Here is a 15,045-nt window from a genome sequence, read left to right as displayed (position 1 = left end):
TTTATGGAAAAGCCACCAATAATTGACCGATTGTTTAATTCCTTATTTGAAAAGCATGAAGTTCAAGTCGATATACTTCGAGAAGATCTTTTACATCCCCTGATAAGTGGAAATAAGTATTGGAAGCTTAAGTATTATATTGAGGAGGCCCGAGCTAAAAACCTTAATACTTTAATAAGTTTTGGAGGTGCTTATAGTAATCATATACATGCTCTGGCTTACACAGGAGAAAAATTCGGATTTAATACAATAGGATTTATTCGTGGAGAAGAACTTGCGACAAAAAAACTAAACCCCACATTATCTGATGCTGAGCAATTCGGCATGAAATTGAAATTTATAAGTCGAAAAGATTATAAAAGAAGATATGATGTTAATTTTTTGAACAATATAGAAAATGATCATCCTGATTCTCTGATAATTCCTGAAGGAGGTGCTGGTCAAACTGGTGAAAAAGGAATTGAAGATATGATTCACCGGGTACAAAATATAAGTCAATATCATTATATAGTAGTGTGTGCCGGAACAGGGACATCTGCTGCAGGTATTGCAAAGGCGGTTAATGAATATGAAACAAAAATTATAGCAGTACCCGCGCTAAATCTTACTGATACGCTCAAAGAAATAAATGACCGATTGATCAAAACGAAAACAGATCCATTGATTATCTGGCAGGAATATACTTTTGGGGGATATGGAAAGTTCCCTGATGAACTGCAAGTATTCTGTAAGGAATTTCAAAATACATATAACATATTACCAGATCCGGTTTATACAAGTAAAGGTTTGTATGGGTTGATTGATAAAATAAGTCAAAAATATTTTAAAATGGGATCTAGAATATTATTTATTCATACGGGGGGCTTGCAAGGCTGGCGTGGATATACAAAAAACTTATCTGACTAACCAATCTGACAATGCGTCCCCAAGTTTATTACACCATCCCAGGTTAAGTTTATTATATTCATTGCTTATAGATTTTTTTTGCATTTTGCTCAGGTAAAAAGTATCAAGACCAAGTTTACTAGCTTCTGCCAGGCGGCTATCAATTCGGTTGACAGCTCTGATCTCACCACTAAGTCCTACCTCTCCGGCAAAACATGCATCTTTTGGGACTGGTATTTCATTGGCGCTGCTAATTACGGCTGCACATACCGCCAGGTCAATTGCCGGATCTTCAATTTTTATTCCCCCTGCGATATTGATAAAGACATCGAAAGAACCCAGGCGGAAGCCCATTCTTTTTTCAAGAACAGCAAGTAGCATGTTAAGCCTTTTAACATCAAAGCCGGTGCAAGTCCGCTGAGGCGTTCCGTAGGCTGCTGTACTTACCAAAGCCTGAATTTCTACAAGTAATGGTCTGTTACCCTCAAGCGTTGCTCCGATGGCAATACCTGAAGCATGTTCTTCACGTTGAGATAGTAATATTTCAGAAGGATTATTAACCTGCCTCAGTCCGTCTTTGATCATTTCATAAATGCCCAGTTCAGCCGTACTTCCAAATCTGTTTTTGGTTGTACGTAAAATCCTGTAGCTCATATGTCTATCTCCTTCAAACTGAAGAACTGTATCAACCATATGCTCTAAAATTTTTGGCCCGGCAATGCTTCCGTCTTTAGTTATGTGGCCTATTAAGATTACAGAGGTCTGTGTTTTTTTGGCAAACTTCATGAAGGTGGCAGTACAATCCCTGATCTGGGTAATGCTACCAGCCATCGAATCGTTTTGAGGAGTAACTGTAGTTTGAATTGAATCAACGATGATAAGATCTGGATCTATCGTTTTAATTTCGTTGAATATATGGTCAATCTGTGTTTCTGTTAATAAAAATATTTCATGAGAATCAAGCGACATTCGTTTTGCCCTCATGCTGATCTGCTGAGCACTTTCTTCTCCGCTTATGTATAGTACTTTTTTGTTCGTCCCTAAAGATTGAGAAATCTGAAGCATTAATGTTGACTTACCAATTCCTGGTTCTCCACCAATTAAGACTAATGAGCCAGGTACGATTCCTCCACCTAACACCCTGTTAAATTCAAGATCTTCAGTTATAATACGGGGTTGTTCGTCAGAGCTTACTTCAGAAAGCCTGGTCGCTTTGTTTTTATTCAAGCCATTTGACTTATTTTCTGGTTCCTCCCATAATGCTTCAGGTTCATTTTTTTTCCCGGAACCTAATTTAATCTCTTTAAATGTGTTCCATTGAGAACAGGAAGGGCACTTTCCGAGCCATTTTGGTGAATCATAGCCGCAACTATCACAAACGAATGCTGTTTTTTGTTTAGCCATCAGGTGAATAATGCTTCTATATCTGCTTTGTCAAGACTCTTCATAAAGCTTTCTTCTGTATTAATTAGCTCATCAGCTAATTTTAGTTTGCTTTGCTGGAGTGTCAATATTTTTTCCTCAACCGTATTTCTCATAATGAACTTATAAGTAAATACCTGGTTTGTCTGACCTATTCTATGAGCTCTGTCCACAGCCTGAGCTTCAATTGCAGGGTTCCACCATGGATCTAACAGAAAAACATAATCTGCTTTTGTCAGGTTTAAGCCCAAACCACCCGCTTTTAATGATATTAAAAATACTTTGACTGATTGGTCATCCTGAAATTTTTCTACCGCTCCTTGTCTGTCTTTGGTAGAACCGTCGAGGTAGCAGTACTTGATTTTTTCCTTATCAAGCTGTTTCTTAACAATATTCAAGTGCTTCACAAATTGAGAAAACACAAGTACCTTATGATCATCACTAATAGCATCAGTTAATCTGATCATAACATCTTCCATTTTTCCACTTTCCCCTTTATAATCTTCTTCTACCATTTTAGGATGGTTAGCCAACTGACGCAGTTTGGTTAATCCCTGTAAAACCATCATGCGGCTTTTTTTCATACCCTGAAGTTCGATCTCATCCATGATCTTATTTCGATAGAAACTTTTGACTTCTTCGTATTTTTCCTCTTGTTCAGGTGACATCGTAGTATAGATGATGTTTTCAATTTTAGGAGGAAGGTCTTTTGCTACTTGTGACTTATGCCTTCTTAAGATGAAAGGCTTAATTATATTATATAGCTTTTTGATCTTTGTTTCGTCCTGATTTTTTTCAATTGGCTGCAAAAATTCATTTTTGAAAAATGATTGAGAACCAAGTAAGCCAGGATTTACAAACGACATCTGTGACCAAAGATCTAATGTGGTGTTTTCTAGTGGAGTACCTGTAAGGATGAGCCTGAATTTAGATCGCAGGTCCCTTACAGCTTTTGCAATATTGCTATTAGGGTTTTTAATGACTTGTGATTCATCAAGAATAATATAGTTGAAGAAGTAATCCTTAAGAATATCTACATCAAGTCTTACAATACCGTAACTTGTCAGAATAATATCATACCCTTCAAACTGGTTAACATCCTTTTCCCTGTTAGTGCCGGTATACAGAAATACTTTAAGATTTGGAGTGAACTTTTCTGCTTCCTTTTGCCAGTTGTATAAAAGAGAGGTAGGCATAATAAGAAGAGACGCTTTATCCATTCCCTGATCTTTTTCATCTTGAAGAAGAGCCAGAGTTTGAACAGTTTTTCCCAATCCCATATCATCAGCAAGACAACCACCGAAATTATAATTATTCAGAAATTTCATCCAGTTGAAACCTGCCTTTTGATAAGGTCTTAATGTCCCACTGAAATTTTCCGGCATCGGATAGTCATCGATTTTATCAAAATCTTTCAGCGATTCGAGTTTTGTCGAAATATTAACTTTGGCAAGATTCCCGTGCTTTAATTCATCAACTAAAGCAACATGATGCTTATTCAGAGCCATTCTCTCATTAGAATCCTCCCCATTTTCATGCATAAATGAAAATAGCTCTCCATATTTTGAAAACCAGGCTTCAGGGATTACAGCAATTTCACCGTTTGGAAGAGAGAACTCTCTTTTCTTTTTAACTATATATTTCCTAAGATCCTTAAATGGGATTTTAAAATCACCGAATTCAATAACAGCGTGAATATCGAACCAGTCATTTTTTTCATTGACCTCAAGGTTAATGTTTGGCTTGCCCAGAAAGTATTTTTTATTTTCTACATCTTTCTGTATTAGTTTAAATCCTTTCTCTTCAAGTTTAAACTTATATAAGGTTAACCAGGCAAATGCATCTTGCTTTGAAAGAGTAAGCCTGCCATGTTTTAATAAAAGGTCGATCTCTTTAAGGTATTGGATGATCTGCTTTTCTTTTTCAGGGTCACGACTCACCTTATGAAAAAGAAAAGAGTCTTCTGTTTTTTCCATCCTGACGGATGATTTTTGATTAGCCTCACCTTTAAATTCATACGGCCCGTATTTAAACTTGAGTTCAAATAGAATTTTTTCTCTGTCTTCAACGTCAGCACCAGGTTTTTTATCATCGAATAAAGTACCCTGGGTTGTTTCTGCCGCTGCTAATGTAGAGAAATATATGTATGGATTAACGCCATAAGCTTCATTGATAATATCAAAGCCTTTAGCAGTCACATCAAAATTTGCAATTAATGGACAAACGAACTTTTCGTAATAAGTTTCCTCGATTTTGCCAGGGATAAGAATGAATTTCTTTCTAAGAAATGGAATAAGCTTTTTACCTTCCGGATTTTTTTCGAAGTGGTAAAGCTTACCTTCCACAACCATGTAGGCAGGCTCATTGCAAAGAATGTATGCATCCTTATAAGTAAACTCTACTTTTGCCCCGTTATGCTTAATAGTTGGCCAGTAGTGAGTATTGTCTTCATTGCGATGGAAATGAAAAAGGATAGTCGCAGCTTTATCCTGATAAAAGATCTCTTTCCAGGCGGGTTCTCCATCAGAGCCCATCTCGAATAGTCTTTTACCTTTAATCTTTTTTAGGATTTCAGCGCGTCTTAAATCAAGATACCTTTCAATTTCCTTCTGCAGAAGTTTATTTCCTTTTTCCTTATCAAAAACTTTCAGGAAAAAGTCTTCAGTTTTCATTGGTTTCTTTGAAAACTTTCTGGCAACAACATCCTGCTGCATACTGTCCATAAACTCGATCAACTTATAGTCAACTTCATCAAGACCTGAACTAAACTCTTCAGCATTCTTAATTGAAATATTCTGATGCTGAAAAGTCAGACCTCCATTATCATCGAGATGAACAATGTAAGATTCGAATAGATATCCGAGATACTCATGTTCAAAAACTGAATAAATGATTTGAAACGGCTGAGCGCTCGAAACCTTCATAATGCGTCAAATTTTTGCAAACAATGAATACCAAATTAGGTGAAATTGTGTACCCTTGCAAGTTAAGGTTGATGAAAAAAATTACATTTTATTGAAGTTCTTTTAAATCAGCAGCTTTCACTGCAGACCGGGCAGGTAGAAATGAAATGATAAAAGTGATCGCACAGATTGTGATTGCGGTGGCAACGAAATCTCCCCAATACATTTTTACAGGGTATGAATCAACGACAGCAGTTTGCATTCCCATGCTTATAAAACCAAACTCTTGTTGTAGATAGCAAAGAGTAAATCCAATAATAATACCCGTGACTGCTCCTCCAAGAGATATAATGAAACCTTCGTATAGAAAAATTTTTCTAATTAATTTATCAGGGCTTCCCATGGCAAATAATATGCTTATATCTCGCCTTTTATCTACTGCCAACATATTCAATGAAAAGAATATATTAATTGAAGCAACTGTCAGAATGAAGGATAAAATTATAAAAACAAATAGTTTTTCAAGTTTTACGGCTCTCAGTATATCAGCGTGCTGTTCTCTGTCTGTTAATACGGTAAAACCAGGCCCTATTGCTTGCTGAATATCTTCTTTGACATCATTAAGATCCGATTCCTCCATCGTTTTGATCTCAATGCTTGTAACTTGGCCTTTTTCATATTCGAAAAGATCAGAGGCAAATCTTAATGGAACGATCATGAATTTTTCATCATAATGTTTTTCAATAGCAAAAGCGCCGGACGGCAATATAGATTTTCGTTTGACTGCACGGTCAGGATTGATTAATCCAGGTTTTACTTCTTTTGGATAAAATACTTGAAGAGCTTTAAAATCATTTTCCAATGATATCTGCAAGTCATCAAATAAACCATAACCCATCACGGCATAATTTACCTCGTTATTTTTAAGGTTGAAGTCACCTCTTACGATAGATCCAATAATTCTTCCCTGGCTTTTAAAATTGTCATCGACTCCCTTTATTGTAACAAGAGTTTGGGCATTATTGTATTTGATCAGCGCATTATTTTCAATAACCGGGGTGATTACTTCAACGGAAGGAATATTATTTAACTTTGATTCAACCGAATCGATATGAAACGTTTTTCCAACCTTAGCAGAAATCTTAATCTGTGGATCGAAATCATTAAGAAGAGAAGTTAATAACCCTTCTAATCCATTAAAGACACTCAATACAATTATTAAAGAAGCTGTAGCAATGGAAATAGCTACCATTGATACGATTGAGATCACGTGGATGAAGTTTTTCTTTTTACGTGACCAGAAATACTTTTTCGCAAAAAGATAAGGGAGATTAATCATCAGTTTTCGTCTTCCTCCTGGTCATCCTCTGGTGGGATATCCAGGTCTTTCAGGATACTATCTATGCGGCCTGCATATTCCGCTCCTTCGTCGAGATAGAAGATAAGTTCCGGAATAGCTCTAACCTGCTTGGCAATTCTGTTTCCCAGATGTTTTCTTATTTCTGACTTTCTTTCATTAAGGTTCTCGATAAACGCATTTTTATCTTTTTCAGCCAGAAGGGAGAGATAAGCCTTGGCAACTTTCAAATCCGGGGAAACTTCAACTCTTGTAACCGTAACAAAAGCGTTCCCTATTACATTTTTTCCCTCTCTTTGAAAAATTTGGCTAAGCTCTTCCTGGATCAGCCTTGCAAACTTTAATTGTCTTTGACTTACGCTCATATTACAAATATGTCTCAAATTTTGTTATTTTTCTTGAATTTCGGCTATTTTCGAAATCACTTTAAAGATTAACCAGCGTATCCTTGTTACAGTTTTTTAGAATAAACGACCCTTATCGCTTTGTAGCGGTTTTTTTATTGATACTTCTGATACGGCTACCCTATTGGATATCAGGCATCTGGCTTACACTGCCAGAGGTGGAATGGCTTTTGATTGGTGAGGAACTTGTCAACGGAAAAGTGTTGTACAAGGATCTTTTTGATGACATTGGTCCAGTAAGCGCATATTTGTATGCTGTATTGAATTTTATATTTGGAAGAACTCAATGGCCTCTTCAGGTTGGTGGAGTACTGCTAACTTTATTCCAGGCAATTACATTTAACAGAATTGCTCTTAGAAACAAGGCCTTTAATGAAAACACTTATGTTCCGGGAATGATATATGCAGTTTGCAGTAATTTGTTTCCTGATATGTATTTAATGTCTCCTGTGTTGATCAGCCTGACATTTATATTGCTTGCAACTGAAAATATTTTTAAGAGGATAGAAGTAAAGACCGAAGACAGAGATTTTCTTATTACAGGGTTTTACTTGTCTATGGCCACAATGTCTTATTTGCCGTCAGGACTTTATATTGTTTTTTGTTTGTTCAGCCTGGTCTTGTTTACAGGAACTGTTGCCAGAAGATACCTGCTGTTTTTTTATGGCGTAGCATTACCTTTTGCCATAGTGTTTGTTTTGTTTTTATATCTTGATTCGTCACTGATCTTTCTTGATAACTTTGTTTTCAGTTGGTTTTCACTTGAATGGATTCAAAGATATTCAAGGATAATGTTTTGGCTGATATTAGCAATACCTGTATTTTTCTTATTTATATCAGTATTTAAAACCTTTACCTATTCCAGGTACACCAATTACCAGGTGCGATTACAACAGGTAATGTTAATATTTTTTATTATCAGCTTAGTGGTTTGGGCAGTTTCAAAAGACCGGTCAATATATCATTTATTATTGTTTGTTCCTGCTTTTGCGTTTTTTCTTTCTCATTATTTTCTACTTATCAGACGAAAATGGATGGCAGAATTGCAATGGTTTATATTTCTTGGTTGCATAATTTTTGTCAATTATGGAATGTATTATGAAAGACCATTTTTATTTGGGGTAGATGTAACTGAAAATATTATGTTCTTACCTGAGGAGGATAAATATTCTAGCGAGGTAAGTGGTAAAAAATTGTTAGTTGTTGGTAATAATAAACAGTACTACAGAGAAGCCAGGTTAGCGACACCATATTTTAATTGGGAGATATCCAGGCCGTATTTTGAAAATACTGATCGTTATAACAGAATTGTTCATCTTTATAACTCATTTGTTCAGGATCCTCCGGAAGTTATTCTTGATAAAGAAAATGTCATTCCTCAGATAAAAGAATATTTACCTTTATTAGAAGACAGATATGAGACCAGTGATGGTGTGATATATCGTTTGGTAGAATAATGAAATAGCCTTTTTCTTTTTAAATAAAGACTATTTCATTATTTAAAAAAAGATGTTTTAACAGGAGATCTTTCCTACCCTTCGTTCGTGTCTTCCTCCTTCAAAGTCTGTATTTAAGAATGTGCTCAACATTTTAAAAGCAACTTCTTCTTCTACAAACCGCGATGGTATACAAATTACATTGGCATTATTATGCTGGCGAGCAAGCGCAGCTAACTCTTCATTCCAGCATAGAGCTGCTCTGATATCTTTATGCTTATTTGCTGTCATGCAAACTCCATTTCCACTTCCGCAGATCAGGATACCTAATGAATCATCATTTTTAGCAACATCGTCAGCAACCGGGTGAGCATAATCCGGATAATCAGTTGAATCTTCAGAATAAGTACCGTGATCAGTTACTTCAAAACCCTTATCGTTTAGATAATCAACAAACTTTTGCTTTAACTCAAATCCGGCGTGGTCTCCCCCGATAAATAATTTATTCGTCTTCATGTTTTACAAGATCTTTTGATATTCTTTTATATAAACTCTTAGATACTACAATGCTAATCTCATACAGCAGGAACAATGGTAAACTAACTAATAACTGTGTGAAAATATCTGGTGGTGTAATCATTGCTGATAAAAACAGAATGATTATAAACGCATGTCTTCTGTATGTTTTTAAATAGTTAGGAGTTACTATGCCTGCCTTTGTAAGAAAGTAAACGACAACAGGTAACTGAAAGGTTATACCACAGGCTAAAACCAGGGTAGCCAGAAACCCAACATATGAGGCCAGATCAATTTCATTCTCAAATTCGGCAGTAATAGAATAATGGTATAGAAAATTGAACGAAAAAGGTGAAATAATAAAATAACCAAAGCAAACACCTAATAAAAATAATGCAGTAACAAAGAAAACAGCTCCACGGGATGCGTTTTTTTCCTCCATATGAAGACCTGGTTTTATGAATCTCCAAATCTCAAAAAAGGCATAAGGAAATGCACAAATAAAGCCAAGCATGATGGAGTATTTAATATCAGCCATAAACTGACCTGCTATTTGTCTGTTGTATAGTGTGATTTTAAAATCATCGATGCATAAAGCAGGTATATTCAATTCTTGTCCGAGCTTGCAAAATAGCCTGAAAGTAACGAAGTCTGATTTACCAGGCCCCATTATTACCTCACCGAATAAAAACTCACTAAAAATGAAGGCAAGGATTCCAAAAACAAGTATGGAAGCCAGAGACCGTATGATATGCCACCTCAATTCTTCGAGGTGTTCAAGGAAGGTCATTTCATTTTGTTCTTGTGCCACTATAGTTTTATTATATGCGCAAAATTAAAAAAAGCACAGGCTAATGAAAGCCTATGCTGTTAAGATTATTTAAAAGGATGAATTTACACATATAATTCAAACCCACTCATCCATTCATTAATGTCTTTTTTGATCTTACCGACCTTTTCTTCATCTTCAACATTTGTTAGAACTTCATCAATGAATCCGACGATTTTTTTCATATCGTCTTCTTTCATTCCCCTCGTGGTTACAGCCGCTGTGCCAACCCGCATCCCCGAAGTTACAAATGGAGACTTATCATCAAACGGAACCATGTTTTTATTTATAGTAATGTCAGCGTTAACTAATCCGTTTTCAGCTTCTTTACCAGTGAGGCCTTTAGATCTCAAGTCGATTAGCATTAAGTGATTATCAGTACCTCCGGAAATAATATCATATCCTTTTTCAACAAAAGCATCAGCCATAGCTTTTGCGTTTTTTTCAACCTGAACGATGTAGTTGAAATATTCATCAGTTAACGCTTCTCCGTAAGCAACAGCTTTAGCAGCTATAACGTGCTCTAAAGGTCCACCCTGGGTACCCGGGAAAACCCCACCATCAAGAAGTTGTGTCATTTTTTTTGTGGTCCCTTTTGGTGTTTTAATACCAAATGGATTTTCAAAATCCTCTCGCATTAAAATCATACCACCCCTTGGCCCTCTTAATGTTTTATGAGTAGTAGTAGTTATGATATGACAGAATTCCAGTGGGTCATTTAATAATCCGCGGGCGATCAAACCACTAGGGTGTGATATGTCAGCCAGAAGGATTGCTCCTATTTCATCAGCTACTGATCTGAATCTGGAATAATCCCAGTCGCGGCTGTAGGCAGAGGCTCCACAAATTATCAATTTTGGCTTTTCTTTTCGTGCTGTTTCTTCCATTTGATCATAATCGATCAAACCAGTTTCTTTATCTACACCGTAGAAGAATGGCTGATAAAGTTTACCACTGAAATTAACAGTCGATCCATGTGTCAAATGTCCTCCATGAGATAAATCAAATCCGAGAATTTTATCACCAGGGTTTAGTAATGCCAACATTACTGCAGAGTTTGCTTGCGCTCCGGAATGTGGCTGGACATTTGCCCATGTTGCTCCGAACAATTCACAAGCACGTTGAATAGCTAAATTTTCGACTTCATCAACAACTTCACAACCACCATAATAGCGTTTACCTGGTAATCCCTCAGCATATTTATTTGTTAATACACTGCCCATGGCTTCCATTACTTGTGGTGATGTAAAGTTTTCGGAAGCAATCAATTCTATTCCTTCCATCTGACGCTTCTTTTCCTGAGCGATAAGGTCAAAAACTTTTTGGTCTCTATACATGATTGTGATATTGTTAAATCAGTTGCAAAATTAATTGTGGATTACCGTAATACAAAACAAACGAGTGCCATTAGACTACTCTTTTTACCATTTATCAATTTAAACCCCCGAATGGCGAGTTTTTAATGTAATTCTTATTTAGTGCTGCTAAATTAACCTCAAAATTAGTAATCATGAAAAATATTTTTCTTAACATTTTCTTTTTAAGCTTTTTTGCGTGCCTTACTTCCTGCGATTATTCCGATGGAGTAAAAGGATCCGGGAACAAAGTTGATCGCGAAGAAGGGTTGTCTAAATTTTCTGAAGTGGAATTTAAAGGCAACTTTGTTGTTTATCTTCACCAGGCAGATGACTATAAACTTGTAATAGAAGCTGATGATAACCTGATGAATTATATTGAAGTGGATGAATCTAACGGAAGACTTGAGATTGAAACCACTGAAAATATATATGATGCTGATGACATTCGTATTGATCTTTATTTTCCCGATCTGGAAATAATAAATGTTTCTGGTGCCGTGGACCTAAAAAATGAAGGAACCTTGATTCTCGATAAATTAAAAATGGATCTTGGAGGTGCAGGAGCAATCAATCTGACACTTGAAACTGATGAGACTATGATCGATGTTTCAGGAGCAGGTGGAATTAAATTGAGAGGTTTTACTGAGTTTTTAGCCGTTAGTCTAAGTGGAGCCGGGGGCCTCGATGCAAAAAATCTTGTCGCAAGCAATGCAGATCTTGAGATCAGTGGTGTTGGTGGAGCACAGGTTTGTGTAAGGGAAGTATTAGATGCAGAAATCTCCGGTATTGGTGGAGTCCAATATTATTGCAATCCAAAGGAGATCAGGGAAGATATTAATGGATTGGGTTCAATTAGTGAAGGAAATAATAAAAACAACGATAATGATGAGGATTATTAACAAATCTTCAAAATAGTTATAGTTAAAGCGGGTAATTGTTACCCGCTTTTTTTGTTTATGGCTTTTTGTGCGATATTTGTTTGATTAGCATAAAACCTATACAAAGTGAAATTAGAAGACTTAAGAAAGAAAATTGATAAACTGGATGATCAAATTCTGGATTTGCTTAATGAGCGAATGGAAATTGTTAACAGTGTTGGGGAAATCAAGCGGTCTTCTAACTCTATAATTTACAGACCGGAAAGAGAAAAAACCATTATTGATCGATTGACTAAGCGTTCAAAAGGTCTTTTAAAACAAAAAGCAATAGAGGCTATTTTTCTTGAGATTTTTGCTGTCAGCAGAAATCTGGAACTCCCGGAAAGAGTAGCGTTTTTGGGTCCTGAAGGAAGCTTTACTCACCAGGCAGCAGAAAGTAGATTTGGTGCAAATAGTGAATATCTGTCAATAAAATCCATATCCTCTGTTTTTGAGACTATCAGTGCTGGCAGAGCTAGGTTTGGGGTAGTCCCTGTTGAAAATAACCAGGAAGGAATCGTACAGGAAACTATCGATCTGATTGGAAGGCACGATCTCCATATAGTTGCAGAAATACCATTACCAATTCACTTTTCCTTTGCCACCAGACAGGAAAAAGTATCAGAAATTAAAAAGATTTATTCAAAGGATATTGCTTTCAGACAATGTCGAAATTTTTTAGAGGATCTTTTTGGAGATCAGGTAGAACTTATACCTGTAAATAGTACTTCTACAGCTGTCAAAATGTCCAAAGAAGAACCCAATTCAGCAGCAATATGTTCTCATATAGCAGCTAAAGAATATGGTTTACCCATCCTTTTTGAAAATATAGAAGACTCTGATGCCAACCACACAAGGTTTTGGATTCTTGCTAAAGATATGGTCAATCAGCCGGCACAAAATAATAAGACTAGTTTATTGGCCAAACTTCCTGACTCTCCTGGTAGTCTGGCTAGCTTTTTGGAAGCTTTTCATACAGCAGGCATAAATCTCTCAAAAGTTGAAAGTAGGCCTGCAAAAGAAGGTAAAAAATTTAAATATTGGTTTTTTGTTGAATGCGATGGGCATTTTCAGGATGCTAAAATTCAGGAGGCTCTAGCTCCTTTTATAAAAAATGTAAAGTGGCTGGGGTCTTACGTAAAGCTTTGCTAAACTATTTTATTTCCTGCCGGTTTATGTTTTGTGGAAATTACTATTAAAACAAAAATAAATAAGCCGATAAAAGAGGTGGAATCAGGATTCAACAAGAATCTTTTTAATCACCTTAGTCCCCCTTTCCCAAAATTGTCAGTTTTGAGATTTGATGGTATAAAAAAGGGAGGCATTACACATCTTAAACTCAATTTCCTGATTTTTAAACAGGAATGGATCAGCTATAACACACATTCTGCAAGTTCTACCAAAGGGTTTTACTTTATTGATAAAGGTAAAAAACTACCTTTTCCCCTTAAAAGATGGAAACACAGACATATAGTTTTTGGAAAAAATAGTTCTTGTATAATAGACAGGGTAATGTACTCTACAGGAATTAAACTAATCGACCTGGCTCTTTTTCCTGCTATGTGGTTAATGTTTTACGCAAGAAAACCCTCGTACAAATCATATTACAGAAAATAACCCCAATTGGGTGATTTTTTAATCCCCGGATTGCTTAATGGCTTGATTAGTGGATTTTGATTCGGTATGTAAATCCATTGTCAAAAATTTTCGTTATTATAATAGTCCCTAGGGAGTTATAATGAAAAAACCTTTACAAAATATTATCCTAATCATAGTTATCATTTTTACCGTATCAGTGTTTGATGTTAAAAGTCAAATTACTAAAATCGGCTTTGAATTAACTTCAGATGTAAAGAGAATTACTATCCCTTTCGAAAAATACAACAACCTCATTATTGTACCTGTTCTATTAAACGAAACAATACCTCTAAAATTTATACTCGATACCGGTGTCAGGAATGCGATTTTAACAGAGAAAACCATTTGTGATTTAATTGAGATGGAATACGACCGTCAGGTATTTATTTCTGACGCTTCTGGAACTCATGTTATATCGGCTTTTGTAGCGAGTAACAATACACTTGCTCTACCTGGCGTGAAGGGCCACAGTCAGGCGTTACTTGTTCTGGAAAATGATTATTTAAAACTAAAAAATAATATCGGAATCGATGTTCATGGTATTCTTGGGTATGAGTTATTTAAAAATTTTGTCGTACAAATTGATTACGATGATGAAGAAATAATTTTACATGATCCGGAATATTTTAAGCCTAGGAGAAGCTATGAGGAATTCAATATGGAAATAACTGAAGGTAAACCATATATTTTTGCTCCAATAAGTGTAGATGATTCAACTAAAGTCGAGTGTAAATTAATGATTGACACCGGGGCATCTCATAGTTTAATGCTTAGTACCGAATCACATAATAAAATTGAGGTTCCCGAAGAAAATATTGAATCAGTTATAGGAAGAGGGCTTGGCGGATATATAAATGGAAATCTTGGAAGAATTGCTGAGATGAGGTTGAAAGAATATGGTTTGGACGAGGTTATCGCTTCTTTTCCTGAAGGAGATGCTTACCTGGAAGCTACCAAAAATGATGAAAGAAACGGGACTATTGGAGGAGGAATTTTAAACCGTTTCACTGTTGTATTCGATTATCAGAATAATAAACTTTACCTCAGAAAGAATAAGTTTTTTAATGATCCGTTTGAATTAAACATGACTGGATTAGAGGTAATGGCTGATGGTCCTCATCTTAACGAAGTAACCATTCATTATGTAAGAAAAGACTCGCCAGCAGACAGAGCTGGTATAGTTGCCGGTGATAAAATACTTAAAATTAACTCCTCAAATGTAGAAAATATGGAACTCTGGGAGGTATCAGAGTTATTTAGCAGAAAAGAAGGGAAAAAACTAAAGATAGTACTCCAACGCGGAGAAGAAACATTTAAAAGGAAAATAGAATTAGAAAGGGTATTATAACAAAGGCCGGAAGAAATTCCAGCCTTTGTTAT

At 35.9% G+C, this 15,045-nt stretch carries 13 protein-coding genes; 6 read left to right on the top strand and 7 right to left on the bottom strand.

Features of this window, described 5'->3' with window-relative positions:
* Nucleotides 1–3: 3 nt before the first annotated feature.
* Complete coding sequence (locus tag OO013_RS12825) at nucleotides 4–906, top strand: 1-aminocyclopropane-1-carboxylate deaminase/D-cysteine desulfhydrase (protein WP_266057241.1); 903 nt, start codon at nucleotides 4–6, stop codon at nucleotides 904–906.
* Here OO013_RS12825 and radA read toward each other — a convergent pair.
* The 4 genes from radA to rbfA form a co-directional block, all read right to left on the bottom strand.
* Entirely contained in the window at nucleotides 895–2,289 is a 1,395-nt protein-coding gene (gene radA / locus OO013_RS12820; protein WP_266057240.1) for a DNA repair protein RadA, read from the bottom strand. The genes OO013_RS12825 and radA overlap by 12 nt on opposite strands.
* Nucleotides 2,289–5,231 carry a DEAD/DEAH box helicase gene (locus tag OO013_RS12815; RefSeq protein WP_266057239.1) on the bottom strand — a complete coding sequence of 981 codons (2,943 nt, stop codon included), beginning with the start codon at nucleotides 5,229–5,231 and terminating at the stop codon, nucleotides 2,289–2,291. Before OO013_RS12815 ends, radA begins: the two co-directional genes overlap by 1 nt.
* Nucleotides 5,232–5,319: 88 nt before the next feature.
* The gene (locus OO013_RS12810) at nucleotides 5,320–6,549 is read right to left on the bottom strand and encodes an ABC transporter permease (RefSeq protein ID WP_266057238.1); all 1,230 of its coding nucleotides are present in this window, start codon (nucleotides 6,547–6,549) and stop codon (nucleotides 5,320–5,322) included.
* On the bottom strand, nucleotides 6,549–6,932 hold the full coding sequence (gene rbfA / locus OO013_RS12805; RefSeq protein WP_266057237.1) for a 30S ribosome-binding factor RbfA: 384 nt from the start codon (nucleotides 6,930–6,932) through the stop codon (nucleotides 6,549–6,551). The genes OO013_RS12810 and rbfA overlap by 1 nt, the downstream gene beginning before the upstream one ends.
* 83 nt (nucleotides 6,933–7,015) lie before the next feature.
* On the opposite strand from rbfA, the gene OO013_RS12800 reads away from it, so the two are divergent.
* Nucleotides 7,016–8,428: a DUF6427 family protein gene (locus tag OO013_RS12800; RefSeq protein ID WP_266057236.1), complete on the top strand. Its 1,413-nt coding sequence runs from the start codon at nucleotides 7,016–7,018 to the stop codon at nucleotides 8,426–8,428.
* 57 nt (nucleotides 8,429–8,485) lie between these two features.
* Here OO013_RS12800 and rpiB read toward each other — a convergent pair whose 3' ends face one another.
* The 3 genes from rpiB to glyA all read right to left on the bottom strand — a co-directional run bounded on the left by rpiB (nucleotide 8,486) and on the right by glyA (nucleotide 11,089).
* Nucleotides 8,486–8,923, bottom strand: coding sequence for a ribose 5-phosphate isomerase B (rpiB, locus tag OO013_RS12795; RefSeq protein ID WP_266057234.1), 438 nt, complete (start codon nucleotides 8,921–8,923; stop codon nucleotides 8,486–8,488).
* Entirely contained in the window at nucleotides 8,910–9,734 is an 825-nt protein-coding gene (gene tatC / locus OO013_RS12790; RefSeq protein ID WP_266057233.1) for a twin-arginine translocase subunit TatC, read from the bottom strand. Before tatC ends, rpiB begins: the two co-directional genes overlap by 14 nt.
* Before the next feature lie 83 nt (nucleotides 9,735–9,817).
* Complete coding sequence (gene glyA, locus OO013_RS12785; RefSeq protein WP_266057232.1) at nucleotides 9,818–11,089, bottom strand: serine hydroxymethyltransferase; 1,272 nt, start codon at nucleotides 11,087–11,089, stop codon at nucleotides 9,818–9,820.
* Nucleotides 11,090–11,262: 173 nt separating this feature from the next.
* Between glyA and OO013_RS12780 the strand changes: the two genes are divergently transcribed.
* The 4 genes from OO013_RS12780 (at nucleotide 11,263) to OO013_RS12765 (ending at nucleotide 15,013) form a co-directional block, all read left to right on the top strand.
* Entirely contained in the window at nucleotides 11,263–12,009 is a 747-nt protein-coding gene (locus OO013_RS12780) for a head GIN domain-containing protein (protein WP_266057231.1), read from the top strand.
* A gap of 105 nt (nucleotides 12,010–12,114) precedes the next feature.
* Nucleotides 12,115–13,179 carry a prephenate dehydratase gene (pheA, locus tag OO013_RS12775; RefSeq protein WP_266057230.1) on the top strand — a complete coding sequence of 355 codons (1,065 nt, stop codon included), beginning with the start codon at nucleotides 12,115–12,117 and terminating at the stop codon, nucleotides 13,177–13,179.
* A 132-nt stretch (nucleotides 13,180–13,311) separates the two neighbouring features.
* Complete coding sequence (locus OO013_RS12770; protein WP_266057229.1) at nucleotides 13,312–13,644, top strand: hypothetical protein; 333 nt, start codon at nucleotides 13,312–13,314, stop codon at nucleotides 13,642–13,644.
* 121 nt (nucleotides 13,645–13,765) lie between these two features.
* Nucleotides 13,766–15,013, top strand: coding sequence for an aspartyl protease family protein (locus tag OO013_RS12765; protein WP_266057228.1), 1,248 nt, complete (start codon nucleotides 13,766–13,768; stop codon nucleotides 15,011–15,013).
* The last annotated feature ends 32 nt before the right edge of the window (nucleotides 15,014–15,045 follow it).

The sequence above is a fragment of the Mangrovivirga halotolerans genome, from assembly GCF_026241165.1.
GTDB classification, from domain to species: domain Bacteria; phylum Bacteroidota; class Bacteroidia; order Cytophagales; family Cyclobacteriaceae; genus Mangrovivirga; species Mangrovivirga halotolerans.
This window is presented reverse-complemented; position numbering and strand designations above follow the sequence as displayed.